10 protein-coding genes are annotated in these 15,653 nt (G+C 73.7%); 8 read left to right on the plus strand and 2 right to left on the minus strand.

Annotated features, from left to right (window positions below; all coding sequences use genetic code 11):
* The first annotated feature begins 17 nt into the window (after nt 1-17).
* From ACGFRB_RS04595 to ACGFRB_RS04625, 7 genes are all read left to right on the plus strand, one after another.
* Nucleotides 18-2,912 (plus strand): lantibiotic dehydratase, encoded by a 2,895-nt coding sequence (locus tag ACGFRB_RS04595; protein WP_393238925.1) that lies wholly within the window; start codon nt 18-20, stop codon nt 2,910-2,912.
* Nucleotides 2,900-4,030 (plus strand): lantibiotic dehydratase C-terminal domain-containing protein, encoded by a 1,131-nt coding sequence (locus tag ACGFRB_RS04600; protein WP_393238928.1) that lies wholly within the window; start codon nt 2,900-2,902, stop codon nt 4,028-4,030. The genes ACGFRB_RS04595 and ACGFRB_RS04600 overlap by 13 nt, the downstream gene beginning before the upstream one ends.
* On the plus strand, nt 4,027-5,283 hold the full coding sequence (locus ACGFRB_RS04605; protein WP_393238930.1) for a metalloprotease: 1,257 nt from the start codon (nt 4,027-4,029) through the stop codon (nt 5,281-5,283). The genes ACGFRB_RS04600 and ACGFRB_RS04605 overlap by 4 nt, the downstream gene beginning before the upstream one ends.
* Nucleotides 5,284-5,356: 73 nt before the next feature.
* Nucleotides 5,357-6,331, plus strand: a complete 975-nt coding sequence (locus ACGFRB_RS04610) for an ABC transporter ATP-binding protein (RefSeq protein ID WP_363003987.1) — start codon at nt 5,357-5,359, stop codon at nt 6,329-6,331.
* A complete protein-coding gene (locus ACGFRB_RS04615; RefSeq protein ID WP_363003989.1) occupies nt 6,328-7,083 on the plus strand; it encodes an ABC transporter permease in 756 nt (251 codons plus the stop codon). The genes ACGFRB_RS04610 and ACGFRB_RS04615 overlap by 4 nt, the downstream gene beginning before the upstream one ends.
* Nucleotides 7,080-9,098 carry a TOMM precursor leader peptide-binding protein gene (locus tag ACGFRB_RS04620; protein ID WP_393238933.1) on the plus strand — a complete coding sequence of 673 codons (2,019 nt, stop codon included), beginning with the start codon at nt 7,080-7,082 and terminating at the stop codon, nt 9,096-9,098. The genes ACGFRB_RS04615 and ACGFRB_RS04620 overlap by 4 nt, the downstream gene beginning before the upstream one ends.
* A 246-nt stretch (nt 9,099-9,344) precedes the next feature.
* On the plus strand, nt 9,345-10,586 hold the full coding sequence (locus ACGFRB_RS04625) for an amidohydrolase (RefSeq protein WP_393238936.1): 1,242 nt from the start codon (nt 9,345-9,347) through the stop codon (nt 10,584-10,586).
* A gap of 42 nt (nt 10,587-10,628) precedes the next feature.
* Here the strand turns inward: ACGFRB_RS04625 and ACGFRB_RS04630 are convergent, their stop codons facing one another.
* Together ACGFRB_RS04630 and ACGFRB_RS04635 are read right to left on the minus strand one after the other, a co-directional pair.
* Nucleotides 10,629-12,239 (minus strand): AMP-binding protein, encoded by a 1,611-nt coding sequence (locus ACGFRB_RS04630; RefSeq protein ID WP_393238939.1) that lies wholly within the window; start codon nt 12,237-12,239, stop codon nt 10,629-10,631.
* Between the two features lie 217 nt (nt 12,240-12,456).
* Nucleotides 12,457-13,788, minus strand: coding sequence for a D-arabinono-1,4-lactone oxidase (locus ACGFRB_RS04635; protein WP_393238941.1), 1,332 nt, complete (start codon nt 13,786-13,788; stop codon nt 12,457-12,459).
* Nucleotides 13,789-14,127: 339 nt separating this feature from the next.
* Here ACGFRB_RS04635 and ACGFRB_RS04640 point away from each other — a divergent pair, with 339 nt between their 5' ends.
* The gene (locus ACGFRB_RS04640; protein WP_393238944.1) at nt 14,128-15,540 is read left to right on the plus strand and encodes an alanine racemase; all 1,413 of its coding nucleotides are present in this window, start codon (nt 14,128-14,130) and stop codon (nt 15,538-15,540) included.
* The last annotated feature ends 113 nt before the right edge of the window (nt 15,541-15,653 follow it).

Here is a 15,653-nt window from a genome sequence, read left to right on the forward strand (position 1 = left end):
CCCCGGAGGACTTCCCCATGACATCCACGACGTCCGGCGTCCCGGACCCCCAGGACCATCCGGCCGGCCCGGACCGCGCCTCGGCCGGCGGGTCCCGCTGGGAGCCCGGTGCCCGCTTCGTGCTGCGCGCGGCCGGGCTGCCGATCGAGACCGCGCAGGCGCTGCGCTGCCCGGACACCCGCGCCTGGGCCGACCGGGTGCTGGCCGAGGAGGAGCGGCTCGCCACGACCGGCGCGGAGCTCAGCGATCTGCTGGCCGCCCTGGTCAAGGCGACCACCACCGGCCCCGACGAGCTGCCCGGCGACGCGGCGGCCCGGCGCGGCCTGCTGGCGCTGCGCCGGCAGATCTTCAACAACCGGCTGCCGGCCGATCCCGAGGCGGCCGTCCGGCTGGTGGCCGAGCGGGACGCCGAGGCCGGCGAGCGGACCTCGGCCTGGCTGCGGGACCGGGGCCTGTTCGGTGAACTCCTGGCCAGTGGCGAGGAGTTGCTGGACGGTGAACTCCGGGAGAGCCGCGGTGCGTTGCGCCGCGCGCTGGCCGACGACCGGATCCGGCGCGCGCTGCTGCTCGCCTCGCCGACACTGGACGGGCGGCTGGACGCGTATCTGAACGACACCAGTGCCCGCCCGGCCAACCGGATGCGGAAGATCGAGCGTTCGGCGCTCACGTATCTGTACCGCACGGCGTGCAAGACCAGTCCGTTCAGCACCTTCACCGGGGTCGGTCTCGCCTCGTTTAGGGGCGGGTCGGCGACGACCGGGCAGGGCGCGGCGGACGGTCCGGCGCACGACAGTGCCGCGCTGGACGTCGGCGGGGAGTGGACCAGCCATGTCCGGCTGAACGTGGTGGTGCTGAGCCGGCTCACCGAGCTGATCACCGCCGACCACGCGCGCCGCCAGGACCTGCCGGTGACGCTGTCGCCGGGCTGGGAGCGCGACGCGGACCGGATCCGCTATGTCCGTCACGAGACGACCGCCGGTGACGACGGCGCGGCCGTGACCTTCGACGCGGTCCGCGACCGGCTGTTCTTCCTTCGCCGCAGCGGGACCCTGGACCGGCTCCTGGAGTGGCTCGGCGGCCGGGACGGTACGGTGCGGCTGCGGGATCTGGTGGACTGGCTGGAGTCGGAACACCGGGCCGGCCGGGAGGAGTGCGAGCGGTACGCCTCCGCGCTGCTGAACGTGGGCATGGTGCAGGTGCCGCTGCTGCGGACCGACGTCCACAGCGGCGACCCGCTGCGCACGTACCAGCGGGCCCTGCGCTCGCTGGGGGCGCCGTGGGCGGAGCGGCTGGCAAAGCTGCTGGACGGGCCGGCCGCGTGTCTGGCGCGCTATCCGCACGCCGATGTCACCGAGTGCCGCACACTGTTGCGTACCCTGCGCACCCAACTTCACGATGCCCAGATCGAATTGGGCGCAACCGAGCCGACCCTGCCGCAGACGCTGATCTACGAGGACGTCGACACGGGCGGCGATTTGGTCTGCGGGGCCGGGGTGCTGAGCGGACGGACCGGCCGGTCGCTGCGCGCCGTGGAGGGCGTGCTGCCGCTGTTCGACCTGACGCTTCCCCAGCGCATCACGCTCATGGGCTTCTTCCTCGCCCGCTACGGCCGGGGCGGGCGCTGCGACGACCTGCTGGGCCTGGTCCACGACTTTCACGAGGACTTCTTCGACCAGTACGTCTCGTTCACCTCCAAGCGGTCCCCGTTCGACGCGAACGGCGCCTACGTGCCCGAGGAGAACTGGCTCGGCCAGCCGGAGATGAAGGCCCTCGACGGGGCCCGGACCCTCTTCCACGACGGGGTGCGCGCCCTGTGGGAGCGACCCGGGACGGCGGACGCCGAGGAGATCGAGCTCCCGGCCGCGCTGCTCGACGAGACGGCGGGCGAACTCGCCGCGCTCGGCGCGCGGTTCGTCCCGCAGAGCCATCACCTCCAGCTGTCCCGGCCCAAGGAGGGCGGACAGCTCGCCGTGCTCAACAAGTCGTACGGCGGACTGGCCTTCCCCTTCAGCCGGTTCACCCATCTGTACGACGGTGCGGCCTCGGACGCGTCCGAGGCCGGCACCGGATTCTCGGACGAGCTGCGCGCGGAGATCGCGCGACGCCGCCCGGAGGGCGCCGTGTTCGCGGAGGTCACCGGCGGGCCGGTCAGCAGCAATCTCAATCTGCACGGACGGCTGACCGACCACCACATCGTCTGCCCCGGCGAGACGACGACGGTGCCGGACGAGGCGCGGATCGACCTCGACGATCTCTATGTCGTCCACGACGAGGCGGCCGGCCGGCTCGTGCTGCGCTCGCGCCGGCTGGAGCGTGAGGTCGTCCCGGTCTACCTGGGTTATCTGGTGCCGATCGCGCTCCCCGCGATCCCGCGCACCCTGCTGCTGTTCTCCCCCAGCACCATGGCCGCCCTCGACGTGTGGGCGGGGGTGCCCGAGGGCGAGGCCGAGCAGGGGGTGACCCGCAGACCGCGGGTCCGGCACGGCTCCATCGTCGTCTCCCGGCGCGCCTGGACCGCGCTCGCCGACGTCCTGCCGGTGCGCCGGCCCGGGGCCGGCGAGACGGAGTTCTTCCTGGACTGGCAGCGCTGGCGGCGTACGCACGGTCTCGCCGACCGGTGCTTCGCCACCGTCGCCCGGCCCGGGCAGGGACCGATCGGCGCCAAGCCGATCTATGTCGACTTCGACAGCCCGCTGTCGCTGTCCTCGTTCGACGCGCTCGTGGAGCGATCGCCGGGCACCCGGGTGACCTTCCGGGAGATGCTGCCCGCCGAGGACGCGCTGCACGTCACCTCGGAGCGCGGCCGGCACGTGGCCGAGCTCGCCGTCGAGACCTTCACCACTCGTACCGCTCCTTCCTGTTCCCCTTCCCCGCAGTCCGGCCCGGAGGTCGCCCCGTCATGCCCGAACTGACCGAGCCCGCGGCCTTCCGGCCCGCCGAGGACGGCGCCTCCTCCCCCTGGCTGGCGCTGCACGTCTTCTACGCCGCCAACCCCCAGCCGCTCCTGGTGAAGTGCGTGCGCCCACTGTTCGACCAGCTCACCGAAGAGGGGCTGATCGATGGCTACTTCTTCATCAACTACTGGCTGGAGGGTCCGCACGTCCGGATCCGGCTGCGGCCCGCCTCCCCCGAGGTGGAGCCCGAGGTCCGCCGGCGCGCCGAGGAGGCGATCGGCGGCTTCCTGAAGAGCCGGCCCGCCCTGTACGAGGTGGACTCGGGCTTCCTCAAGGACTTCTACAACTCGCTGTTCGACATCGAGTTCCCGGGCGAGGACCGGGAGAAGTACATGGGCCCGGACGGCCGGATGAACCTGCGGCCGAACAACTCCTTCTCGTACGAGGTCTACGCCCCCGAGTACGCCAAGTACGGCGGCCCGGCCGGTGTGGAGCTGGCCGAGTGGCACTTCCGGCGCTCCAGCGACCTGGTCCTGGAGGCGTACGGCAGCATGAACCTGCATCTGCGGACCGTGCTGCTCGGCACGTCGGCACAGCTGATGATGGTGATGGCGAGCTGCTTCCTGCCCGAGGAGAAGGATCTGGCCGACTACCTCGACGCGTACTACGGCTTCTGGCACCGGCTGTTCCCCGGCACCGGGTTCATCGGCTCGTCCGAGTACGAGCGGACGTACGAGAAGATGGCGCCCTCGCTCGGCGCCCGGTTCGCGCAGCTGCGGGAGGCGGTCGCGAGCCGTGAGCCGGCCCGGCTCCCGGAGTTCCTGCGCGGCTGGGCCGAGCACTGCCTGGAGCTGCGCGACCGGGTGGTGGAGCTCACCGAGCGCGGCGAGCTGGCGTTCCCCGCGTGGGACGGTCCGGCGCGGGAGGACACCGGCCAGGAGCGTGCGGCGGATCCGGACGCGGCCCCGCTGGTGACCGCGACCCGGGTGGAGGCGGTCCTGCCGCGGCTGCTCTCCCCGTATATGCACATGACCAACAACCGGCTGCATGTGACGATCCAGGACGAGGCGTATCTGGCGTACGTCCTGGGGCGGGTGCTGCGCGAGCCGGCTTCGGGACGGCAGGACGCGTCGTGAGCGCCCCCGACCGCACCGGGGCGGAGCCGGGCGGCACGGGCGCCAAGGCCGCCGGAACCGCCCATGGGACCGCCGCCGGCCGAACCGCCGCCACGGGGAAGGCCGGTGGAGCCACCAGGTCCGTCGGCGAGGCCGCCCCGAGCGGTGCCGACCGGGCCGCCGCCGTCCGCGCCTACCGGCCGGAGATGCGCCCGGGGGTGGTGATCGGCCCGGCCGTGCTGCGCGGCCCGCGCACCGTCCATCTGGTCAAGCACCCGGTGAGCGGAGCCACGTTCGAGATCGGCCCCAAGGAGCAGTTCGTCCTCTCGCTGCTCGACGGCACCCGCGGCCAGGACGACGTGGTGGCGGCGTACGCCGAGCGGTTCCGGCTCCGGCTGCCCGACGAGCAGTGGATCCGGCTGCTCGGACTCCTCGGTGCCCGGGGGCTGTTGGCCGGGGCGCCGGACCCGGCGCCGCCCGAGCCGGCCCCCGCCGAGCCCAACACCTTCTGGAAGGGCACCCGCAGCACGGTGTCCGACGCCCACCGGACCGCGTCCCGGCTGCACCGGATCCTGTCCCCGTTTCTGGGGGCGTGGCTCCAGGTCCCGCTGGTGCTCGCCTCGTTGGTGATGATCGTGGCGGTCCTCGCCGACCCGCCGGCGTTCTGGGACGGGATGCTGGACCTGGTGACCCGGCCGCTGGTCTTCGTGCCGTTCGCGGTGTTCCTGTGGTTCAGCATCTGTCTGCACGAACTCGCGCACGGGATCGCCGCCCGCCGTTACGGCGGTGTCGTCACCGAGATCGGGCTGCGCTGGCGCTTTCCGACGATGATGATGTACTGCACGGTCGACAACTACCTGTTCCTGCCCGGGCTGCGGGCGAAGCTGGTGGTGGCCGCGGCCGGTGCGCACATCAACCTCGTCCTGCTGCTGCCGTTCGCGCTGTGGTGGGCGCTGATCGACCCGGCGGACCCGGCCCGGCCGCCGCTCACCGGGGCGCTGTTCATCGGCATCGTGCAGGCGCTGAGCAATCTGGTCCCGCTGCCGCCGCTGGACGGCTACCGCATCCTCAGCCATCTGGTGGGCGCGGTCGGCCTCGCTCCGGAGACCCGCACCTATCTGATGCTGCGGCGCGGCGGTGGCCGGGACGCGGTGGCCGCCTACCCCGCGCGGGCCCGCCGCGTGTACACCTCCTACGCGGTCACGGCGGTCGGCTGTGTGCTGCTGGCGGTGGCCGGCAGCGTCACGGCCGTCGTGCTCCTGATCACCGGGTGAGCCGGCCGCCCGAAGATCCCCGACGACCTCCCCGACGGCGAAAGTTCACGCAACTCATGAATGAGGTACCCCTATGACCTCCCCCTCCCCCTCCACGGACGCCGTGGCCGCGGCGGCCGTCGCGGTCGACGCCGTGACCAAGACCTACGGCGACCGCAGAGCCGTCGACGGGGTCTCCCTGACGATCCGGCGCGGCGAGTTCTTCGGGTTGCTCGGCCCCAACGGCGCCGGCAAGTCCACGCTGGTGGAGATCATGGAAGGGCTGCGCAAGGCCGACTCCGGGTCGGTGACGGTGTTCGGCGAGTCGCCGTGGCCGCGCAACACCGCGCTGCTGCCGCGCATGGGCGTACAGACCCAGTCCTCGGCGTTCTTCGTCCGCCAGACCGTCCACGAGCACCTGCGGACCGTCGCCGCGCTGTTCGGCGCGGATCCGCGGGCCGTGGACGAGACCCTGGAGGCGGTGGGTCTCGGCGGGACGCACGGCGTCCGGGTGGACAACCTCTCCGGCGGTCAGCGCCAGCGGCTCGCCATCGCGTCCGCGCTGGTGCACGGGCCGGAGCTGATCTTCCTGGACGAGCCGACGGCCGCGCTCGACCCGGAGGGCCGGCGCGATCTGTGGGAGGTGCTGCGGGGGCTGAAGGCGAAGGGCCGCACCATCGTGTACACCACCCATCACCTGGACGAGGCGGAGGCGCTCTGCGACCGCGTCGGCATCCTGGTGGCGGGCCGCCTCGTCGTCACCGACGAGCCGCAGCACCTCATCAACACCTTCGGCGCGAGCAGCCGGCTGCTCGTGCCGCTCGGCCGGATCGACGAGGCCGAGGCGCGCGAACTGCCGGGCGTGGACGGGGTCATGGTGCAGGGCGGACATCTCGTCCTGGAGACCCGCGCCACTGGGCAGGTGCTGTCCGCGCTGGACGCGCGGGGCGGCCTGGACGGGGTGCAGACCCGTACGCCCAGCCTGGAGGACGTGTACCTCGAACTCACCACCCGGCAGACCTCCCCCGCGTCGCAGCACGCCTCGAAGAACCAGGAGCAGCAGGCATGAGCGCCTACTCCGCCCTGACCGCCGCGGGCTACCGCGCCCAGGTCCGGGACAAGACGACCGTCTTCTTCACCTTCGCCTTCCCGCTGATCTTCCTCGTGGTCTTCGGTCTGGTCTTCCGCGGCCAGAGCGTCGAGGAGAGCGGCTTCTCGTATCTGTCGTACACCGCGTCCGGGGTGCTGTCCTGGGGCGTGGCCAACGCCGCCGTCTTCGGCACCGGCTTCACGCTGATGCAGTGGCGCGCGGACGACATCCTGCGGATGATCCGGATGTCCCCGGCGCCGCTGTCCGCCGTCATCGGCTCTCGCTACGTCCTCGCGCTCGGCGTCGGGCTCGTGCAGTCGGTGCTGTTCGTGGGCGTCGCGATGCTGCCGGGCTTCGGCCTGGTGCCGGCCTCGCGCTGGCCGCTGCTGATTCCCGTACTGATCCTCGGCATCACCACCTTCCTGCTGCTCGGCGTGATCATCGGCAGCATCGCCGACACCGCCGAGTCGGTGGCCGGCATCGCCAACTTCCTCATGCTGCCGATGGCGTTCCTGTCCGGCTCGTTCTTCCCGCTGGACTCCATGCCGGACTGGCTGCAGAAGGTCTCCCTGGTGCTGCCGCTGCGCTACCTCAACGACGCGGTGTCCGGTTCGCTGACCGGCCGAGGCGACCTCGGGGACATCGGCATGGGCTGTGTGGGACTCGTCGTGTTCGCCGCGGTGTTCGGGCTGCTCGCGGCGCGCACCTTCCGCTGGACGAAGAAGTCATGACCGCGACCACCGCGCCCGCCACGGGAACCACGACCACCGCGGCCCGGCCGCTCGCCCAGCCCATGGAGGCCGCCCGATCCGCCCTCCAGTCCACCCTGGACGGCCGGTTCGGCGACGGCGCGCCGCGGGTGGTGACGGTCGGCGCCGTCGCCGCCCGCGGCGGGGAGGGCGACGCGCCGGACGTGTGGGCGGCCGACCGGCCGGCGGCCCGGGTGCATCTGACCGCCTCGGCGGTCCTCGTCGGCCCCTGGGGCGGCGACGGCACCGCGCCCGCCTGCGGCCGTTGTCTCGCGCTGCGCTGGCAGCGGCTGCGCAGCCGCAGCGAACGTGACGCGCTGGAACTCGGCGGGCTCGACGGGCCGCGCCCGGCGGGCGCCTGGCCGCTGCTGCCCGCGCATGTCCACGACTCGGTGGCGGCGCTGGCCGAAGCGGTCCTCGGCGAGGAGGTCCTCGGCCGGCCGGGCTCGGGTCCGGCGCCGGTGCCGCCGGCCGAGCACCCCGCCGACCGGGCGCTGCCCCAGGTGACCCGGCTCGACCTCGCGAACCTGACGGTCCGCACGTATCCGCTGCTCGCCGATCCGCTCTGCCCGGACTGCGGTCCGGGCGCCCGGGTGCCGGCGGCCGGCGAGGTCGAACCGCTGAGCCTGGTCTCCCGCCCGAAGCCGGACCCGGACGGCTACCGGCTGCGCTCCGCGTTCGCGATCCCGATGCCGGTGGACGCGCTCGCCAACCCGGTCTGCGGCGCGCTGGGCGCCTCGACCTGGACCGACGTCACCTCCTCGACGACCGCCCCGGTGGCGGGCAGTGTGTTCATCCGAGGCTACGCGGGACTGCACGACGTCACCTGGAGCGGGCAGGAGAACTCCTTCGCCACCAGCCGCCGGCTCGCCTTCCTGGAGGGCCTGGAGCGGTACTCCGGTACGCACCGGCGCGGCGGGCATGCGCCGGTCGTCGGCTCGTACGACGAGCTGCGGGCCGACGCGATCGACCCGGTGGAGTGCGGGGTCTACAGCCCGGAGACGTACCGGGACGACCCGCTGGTCCGGCCGTTCGACCCGGCCCGGCCGATTCCCTGGGAGTGGGGCTGGTCGCTGCGCGACGAGCGGCCCGTCCTGGTGCCGTCGCGGCTCGTCTACTACAGCGCGCCACTGGCCGGCGACGACTTCGTCTTCGAGTGCTCCAACGGCTGCGCCATCGGCGGCGCTCTGGAGGAGGCGGTGCTCGGCGGTCTGCTGGAGCTGATCGAGCGGGACTCCTTCCTCAACGGCTGGTACGGGGCGGCCCGGCTGCCCCGGATCGACCTGGCGACCCTCGGCAGCCCCACGGCCGCCGCGATGGTCGAACGGGCCGCGCTCCAGGGCTACGACGTGCACGCCTTCGACAACCGGATCGACCTGCCGGTCCCGGCCGTCACCGTGGTCGGCGTCCGCCGCGACGGCGGGCCCGGCACCCTGTCGTTCGCGGCCGCGGCCTCGCTGGATCCGCGCTCCGCGGTCGAGGGGGCGCTGTCGGAGGTGCTCAGCTACATCCCGCACCTGACCCGGCAGACCGTCGAGCGCCAGGGCGAACTGGAGGCGATGGCCGACGACTTCGGTCTCGTGCGGCATCTGAAGGACCATCCTCAGCTGTACGGGCTGCCGCGGATGGCCGAGTACGCGCGGAGCTATCTGGAGCCGTCCGAGGCCCGTCCGTTCGACGAGGTGTACGCCGAGTGGCAGGGGCACGGCCGGCCGCGCACCGGTGATCTGCGGGACGACGTCGCGGTGGTCCGTGACGCGCTCGTCGGCGCCGGCCACGATGTGATCGTGGTGGACCAGACCTCTCCGGAGCAGGAGCGAATGGGGCTGCGCACGGTCGCCACCGTGGTGCCGGGGCTGCTGCCGATCGACTTCGGCTGGAACCGGCAGCGGGCGGTGCGGATGCCCCGGCTGCGCACCGCGCTGCGGCGCGGCGGGCACCGGGACACCGACCTCACCGAGGCCGAGATCCGGATGGCCCCGCACCCCTTCCCCTGACAGTGATCTGACCTACTGTCACATGCCTTGTTCCGTACGTCTGTTCCGGGCCTCCGCCGCCGTGCCGCGACGGGGGCCCGGGTCCGTTCCCTCCCCCGGAGTACGCCGATGGCCCCGACCGTTCCCCCTCCTTCTTCCCCTGCCCCTTCGCCGGCCTCTTCCCCGGCCTCTTCGCCTTCCTCCGCCGCCCTGCGGTCCCTTGGCGCCGGGCCCGGCGGGGAGGATCTCCTCCTGCGGGCCGGGCAGGTGCTGCGGCCCGCGCTCGGCCTCTATCTGGACCTGCACGCGCATCCCGAGCCGTCCGGCGAGGAGGCCCGCACCGCGGACCGGTTCGCCGAACGGCTCACCGCCGCGGGTCTGGACGTCACCCGGGGAGTGGGCGGCCACGGGGTGGTCGGGGTGCTGCGCAACGGGCCCGGGCCGAGCGTGTGGCTGCGGGCGGAGCTCGACGCGCTGCCGATGCGGGAGCGTACGGAACTGCCGTACGCCAGCCGGAACGGCGCCATGCATGCCTGCGGCCACGATCTGCACCTCGCGGCGGCGGCGGGCGCGGCGGAGCTGCTCGCCGCGCTGTCCGGCCGGTGGCGGGGCACGCTCGTGGTGGTGGGCCAGCCCGCCGAGGAGACGCTGACCGGGGCGGAGGCGATGCTGCGGGACGGGCTGTACGAGCGGTTCGGCCGGCCCGATCTCGTCCTCGCCCAGCACGCCGCCCCGCTGCCGTCCGGCCTCATCGCGCACATGCCGGACGGCGGCCCGCCGATCACCGGGGCCGGCGCCGTGCTGGAGGTGACGCTGCACGGCCGGGGCGGGCACGCCGCCACCCCGCATCTGGCGGTGGACCCGGTCCTGGCCGCCGCGTCCGTGGTCACCCGGCTGCAGGCGGTCGTGTCCCGCGAGTCGGCGCCCGCCGAGGCGGTGACGCTGACCGTGGGCACGCTCCGGGCCGGCGTCGCCGCCAACGTCATCCCGGACCTCGCGACGCTCGGGATCGGGGTCCGGGCGGCGGACGAGGCGTCTCTGGAGCGGGCGCTCGCGGCCGTGCACCGCATCGTGCGCGCCGAGAGCGCGGCCTCGGGGGCGCCGCGCGACCCGGAGGTGAGGGTGGTGTCCCGGTCGGCGGCGCTGCGGTGCGATCCGGCGGCGACGGCCGCGGCGTGGGGCGCGCACGCGCGGCTGCTCGGGCCCGGGCGGGTGCTGCCGTGGCCGGGGTCGCCGGCGACGGAGGACTTCCCGCTGTTCGGGGACGCCGGGGCGGGGATCCACGGGGAGTCCGGGATCCCGCTGGTGTACTGGATGCTGGGGGTGGCGGGAGCCGCCGGCCCGGACGGGGAGCCGCCGGCGCTCAACCACTCGCCGCACTTCGCGCCGGATGTACGGACCGCGCTGCGGCCGGCGATCGCCGCTCCGGCCGCGGCGGCCCTGGACCGTTTCGCCGCCCCGCCCGCGCCCGGATCGGGGGCGGAGCCGGGGGCGGGGGACGGCAGCTGAATCGAGGGGCGGGTCGGGGCCGGGTCGGGCTCCGGTGCCGGGTCAGGCTCCGGGGCCGGCTCCGAGTGGCAGTGAGCGCAGGTCCTTGCGGAGGATCTTGCCGGACGCCGACTTGGGCACGGTGTCGGTGAACTCGACGATCCGCACCTTCTTGTGCGGCGCGACCCGCTCGGCGACGAACGCGACGACCTCGTCGGCGGTCAGCTCGGCCCCGGGGCGGCGGACGACGAACGCGCGCGGAAGCTCACCGGCCGTCTCGTCGGGGTAGCCGACCACGACGGCGTCCACGATCGCCGGGTGGGTGAGCAGCAGCGCCTCCAGCTCGGCCGGCGGCACCTGGTAGCCCTTGTACTTGATGAGTTCCTTGAGCCGGTCGACGACGTACACCTCGCCGCGCGGCCCGAGCCGGGCGAGGTCCCCGGTGCGCAGGAAGCCGTCGGACAGGATGGTCTCGGCGGTCGCCTCGGGGTTGTTCAGGTAACCGGCCATCACATTCGGTCCGCGCACCTGGAGTTCACCCGTCGCGCTCAGCCCTTCGGCGGGCGGCGCGAGTTCGTGTCCGGTCTCGGGGTCGACCAGCCGGTACTCCACGTTCGGCAGGGCGAAGCCGATGGAGCCGACCGACACGCTGCCGTCCATCGGCGTGAGGTGGGAGACCGGGCTCAGCTCGGTCATGCCGAATCCCTGGAGCATCCGGCAGCCGAGCCGGGCCGCGAGCGCTTCGCCCAGCGCTTCGTCGAGCGGCGCCGCCCCGCTCACCACCAGCCGTACGGAGGACAGGTCGTGGTCGCGGACCAGCGGATGCTTGGTCAGCGCGACGGCGATCGGCGGTGCCACATAGAGGAAGGTGCAGCGCCATTCCTGGATCACGCGGAGGAACTCGGCGAGGTCGAAACGCGGCAGGGTGACAAGCGTCCCGCGCGCTCTGAGGGTGCCGTTGAGGATGACGCTCATGCCGTAAATGTGGAAGAAGGGCAAAATCGCCGGGACCGTATCCTCGGAAGACTGCGGCAGCACCGGCTCGTTCTGGCGGATGGCCGCGACCAGATTGGCGTGGGTCAGCATGACGCCCTTGGCGCGGCCGGTGGTGCCCGAGGAGTACGGCAGGGCGGCGAGGTGGGTCGCCGGATCGATGGCCACCCGGGGCGCGGGCCGGCCCTCGGCCAGCAGGGCGGGCAGGGTCTCGTGCGTCCCGTCCGTGCCCGCGCCGTCGTCCAGCAGGTACACCTGGGAGGCGGACAGTCCGGCAGCGGCGGTGGCGGCGAGTCCGGCGGGCAGCATCGGGCCGACCGTGAGGTACCGGACGGCCCCGGCGTCGCGCAGCTGTGCGGTGATCTCGGCCGGCGTGTACAGGGCGTTGAGGGTGGTGACGGTTCCGCCCGCCCGGAGGATTCCGTGGAACGCCACGGCGAATTCAGGGCAGTTGGGCGCATTCAGCGCCACCACGTCCCCGGGACGCAGCCCTCGTGCGGCGAGTGCTCCGGCGAACCGGTCGATCCGCTCGGCGAGTTCGCCGTAGGTGAGGGTCTGCCCGGTGATCCCGTCGACGAGCGCGATCCGTTCCCGGTCCGCGTCGCCGAGTGTGCCGAACAGCAGGTCGTGCACGGTGACGTCCGGCAGGGCGACATCGGGGAGGGGACTGCGAAGGATCACGGGGGCTCCTGAAGGATCATGGCGGGGCGACGGACTGCCGCGCATCCTGCCGCACCCGGGGGCCGTACCGCGAGGGTTTGTGGCGGTGCGGTTCGGACGGGACGGATTCCGGTGGGCCGGGAGCCATGGCGGCCGTGGCTCGCCGCCCGCCTGCCGTGACTTCACCCGGACCTCGCCCCCCGGGTCGCCGGTCCCGGAGCGAGTCACACGGGCGAGGTCACGCGGGTCGTCGCACCGGCGCCTCGGGGGCCGGGCCGAGGACGCGGTCGAGATACGAGTTGGCGAAGACGCCGGTCGGGTCGAGCGTGTCGCGCAGAGCCGTGAAGTCGTCGAACCGGCCGTAGCGGGACCGGAGTTCGTCCGCACCGAGATCGTGCATCTTGCCCCAGTGCGGCCGTCCGCCGAAGTCGCCGAGGATGTCCTGGCAGGCGCGGAAGTACCGTTGATAGGGCATGCGATGGTACTGGTGGAAGGCGATGTAGCAGCTGGCGCGGCCGTGCGCGGTGGACAGCCAGATGTCGTCGGCGGCCGAGAAGCGCACCTCCAGCGGGAACGACACGCGCTCGTCGTGCGCGTCGATCCAGCGCTTCAGTTCGCGCAGCGCGTCGGCCGCGTGCTCGCGCGGGATCGCGAACTCGCCCTCGTGGAAACGGACATCGCGGACCGAGGCGAAGACCTTGTACGAGTGGTCGGTCCACTCGCGCGAGGACATGGCCCGTGCCGCGAACCGGGCGATCGGCGGCACCAGGGACGGAAAGCGGGTACCGAGGCGGTTCAGGCCCTCGAAGCCGAGACCGCTGACGGTCTCGTCGAGACGGCGGGCGACCGCGCCGATCGGCCGAAGCGGCGCGTCGCCGGGCAGCCGCCAAAAGCGCCGGGTGAGGGTGGTGGTGCTGTGCGGGAACCAGAAGAACTCGAAGTGGTCGTGGGTGTCGGCGAACTCCTGGGCCCTCTCCAGGGTTTCACCGACCGGCATGGCCGTGTCGCGGGCGTGCAGGGCGAACAGCGGGACGCACTGGAGCGTCACCCGGGTGAGCACGCCGAGGGCGCCGAGGCCGACCCGGGCCGCCGCGAAGAGTTCGGGCCGCTCGGTGGGCGAGCAGGTGGTCACGCTGCCGTCGGCGAGGACCAGTTCGAGGGCGCGGACCTGGGTGGCGATGCCGCCGAACCGTACGCCGGAACCGTGGGTGCCGGTGGAGATGGCACCGGAGATCGTCTGCCGGTCGATGTCGCCCATGTTCTCCAGGGCCAGACCGTGCGCGGCGAGCAGCGGGCCGAGCTTCCACAACGGCATGCCCGCCTCGACGGTCACGAGGCCGGTGGCCTCGTCGAGGGAACACAGCCCGTCCATGCCGTCGAGCAGGAGCTGGACGTCGGGTGCGACGGCCGCGCCGCTGAAGGAGTGCCCGGAGCCCACCGGCTTCACCCGCAGTCCGGCGTCCACGGCGTCCTTCACCGCGGCGGCCACCTCGTCGGTGCCCGTGGGGCGCAGGACCCGCCGGGGCCGCGCCTCCTCGTTGCCCGCCCAGTTGCGCCACACGCTGCTCATGCCAGGAGTCCTCTCGACCGGATCGGCGGACCGGCGCCGGACGCCCGGCGGCGGCTGGTCCCGTCCGAGTGGTGACGGCCCCGACTCCGGCCACTCGGACAGGACCTCGCCGGAAGACTGAACTTGGTCGGTCGTCCAAGTCAAGGGCTCCCGCGCCTTGACTTGGACGACCGACCAAGAGACCGTGGCGCCCCGTACCCCGATCCGGCCCCGGGGCCACCCCCCGCCTTTCCGGGGCCGGTTCGGGGACGGCTCACGCCCCTCGCGGTTCCCGCCCCCGCGCCGCCGCCTCTGTCTCCGCCTCTTCCTCCGCCCCTGTTCTCGGAAAGGCCGCACGCCATGCCCAGCGCCGTGCCGGACGACGTCTTCGCCGTCCCCGCCCCCGCCCAGGCCGTCCGCCCGGCCTCCCCCGCCGGGTTCGCCGATCTGGAGAAGGCGACGGCCGGCCTCCAGCCGCCGTTCGCCGTCGTCGACCTCGCGGCCCTGCGCGCCAACGCCGGCCACATGGTCCGGCGCGCGGGCGGCAAGCCGATCCGGCTCGCCAGCAAGTCCCTGCGCTGCCGCGCCCTGATCGGCGAGGTGCTGCGGATGCCGGGCTTCTCCGGCATCCTCGCCTTCACGCTGCCGGAGGCGTTGTGGCTGGCGCAGGACGGGCCCGGTCCGGGCGGCACTGATCCGGCCGGTGGCGGCCTGGTGGGTGCGGGCCGGGCCGGTACGGTGCCGGACGGCGGGAACGGCACGGACGGCGGGAACGGCGGGAACGGCGGGGCCAGGGTGGGCGGCACGGCCGGCGCGGGCGCGATCGCCCCCGGGACCGACATCCTCGTCGCCTACCCGACCGCCGACGTGCCCGCGCTGCGCCGGCTCACCACCGACGAACAGGCCGCCGCCCGCATCACCCTGATGGTCGATTCCGTCGCGCATCTCGACCTGATCACCGACGCGATCGGCCGGTCCGGTGCCCCGGTGCGCGTCTGCCTGGACCTCGATGCCTCGCTGCGCCTGTTCGGCGGTCGCGTCCATCTCGGCATGCGCCGCTCCCCGCTGCACGCCCCCGAGCAGGCCGCCGCGCTGGCCCGCGCCGTCCTGGCCCGGCCGCGGCTGAGACTCGTCGGCGTGATGGCGTACGAGGGACAGATCGCCGGTGTCGGCGACGACCAGCCCGGGCCGGGCGCGATGCGCGGGGCCGTACGGCTCGTGCAGTGGATGTCCGCCCGTGAGCTGCGCGCCCGCCGCGCCGCCGCGATCCGCGCTGTACGGGCGGTGGCCCCGCTGGAGTTCGTCAACGGGGGCGGCACCGGCAGTCTGGAGTCGACCTCGGCCGAGTCGGCCGTCACCGAACTGGGCGCCGGATCCGGTGTCTACGCGCCCGCCCTGTTCGACCACTACCGCGGCTTCCGCCCGCTGCCCGCCGCGTACTTCGCGCTCTGCGTGGTCCGCCGGCCGGCGCCCCGGCATGTCACCGTCCTCGGCGGCGGCTGGGTCGCCTCCGGGGCGCCGGGCCCGGACCGGCTGCCGCTGCCGGTGCATCCGCCGGGCCTGCGGATGCTGCCCGCCGAGGGCGCGGGCGAGGTCCAGACCCCGCTGACCGGGCCGGCCGCGGACGGGCTGCGGCTCGGCGACCGGGTGTGGTTCCGGCACGCCAAGGCGGGGGAACTGTGCGAGCGGGTCGAGACCCTGCATCTCGTCGAAGGCGACCGGATCGTGGCCGCCGTCCCCACCTACCGAGGCGAGCGGCACGCCTTCCTGTGACAGGGCCGGTGCGAGGCGGGAGGCGGACGGAGGAGGGAGGCAGGGGCGGAGAGCGGGTGCGTACGCCGGTACCCCGGCCGGCCGGTCCCCCGGCCGCCGCCCCGTCTCCCCGT

Source organism: Streptomyces sp. NPDC048718 (assembly GCF_043198875.1).
GTDB lineage: Bacteria > Actinomycetota > Actinomycetes > Streptomycetales > Streptomycetaceae > Streptomyces.

What these genes read in the sequence shown, in the direction of transcription:
- ACGFRB_RS04610 (WP_363003987.1), top strand. Translation starts at nt 5,357, where the DNA reads ATGACCTCCCCCTCCCCCTCCACGGACGCCGTGGCCGCGGCGGCCGTC.
- ACGFRB_RS04635 (WP_393238941.1), bottom strand. Translation starts at nt 13,788, where the DNA reads ATGAGCAGCGTGTGGCGCAACTGGGCGGGCAACGAGGAGGCGCGGCCC.
- ACGFRB_RS04595 (WP_393238925.1), top strand. Translation starts at nt 18, where the DNA reads ATGACATCCACGACGTCCGGCGTCCCGGACCCCCAGGACCATCCGGCC.
- ACGFRB_RS04640 (WP_393238944.1), top strand. Translation starts at nt 14,128, where the DNA reads ATGCCCAGCGCCGTGCCGGACGACGTCTTCGCCGTCCCCGCCCCCGCC.
- ACGFRB_RS04615 (WP_363003989.1), top strand. Translation starts at nt 6,328, where the DNA reads ATGAGCGCCTACTCCGCCCTGACCGCCGCGGGCTACCGCGCCCAGGTC.
- ACGFRB_RS04600 (WP_393238928.1), top strand. Translation starts at nt 2,900, where the DNA reads ATGCCCGAACTGACCGAGCCCGCGGCCTTCCGGCCCGCCGAGGACGGC.
- ACGFRB_RS04620 (WP_393238933.1), top strand. Translation starts at nt 7,080, where the DNA reads ATGACCGCGACCACCGCGCCCGCCACGGGAACCACGACCACCGCGGCC.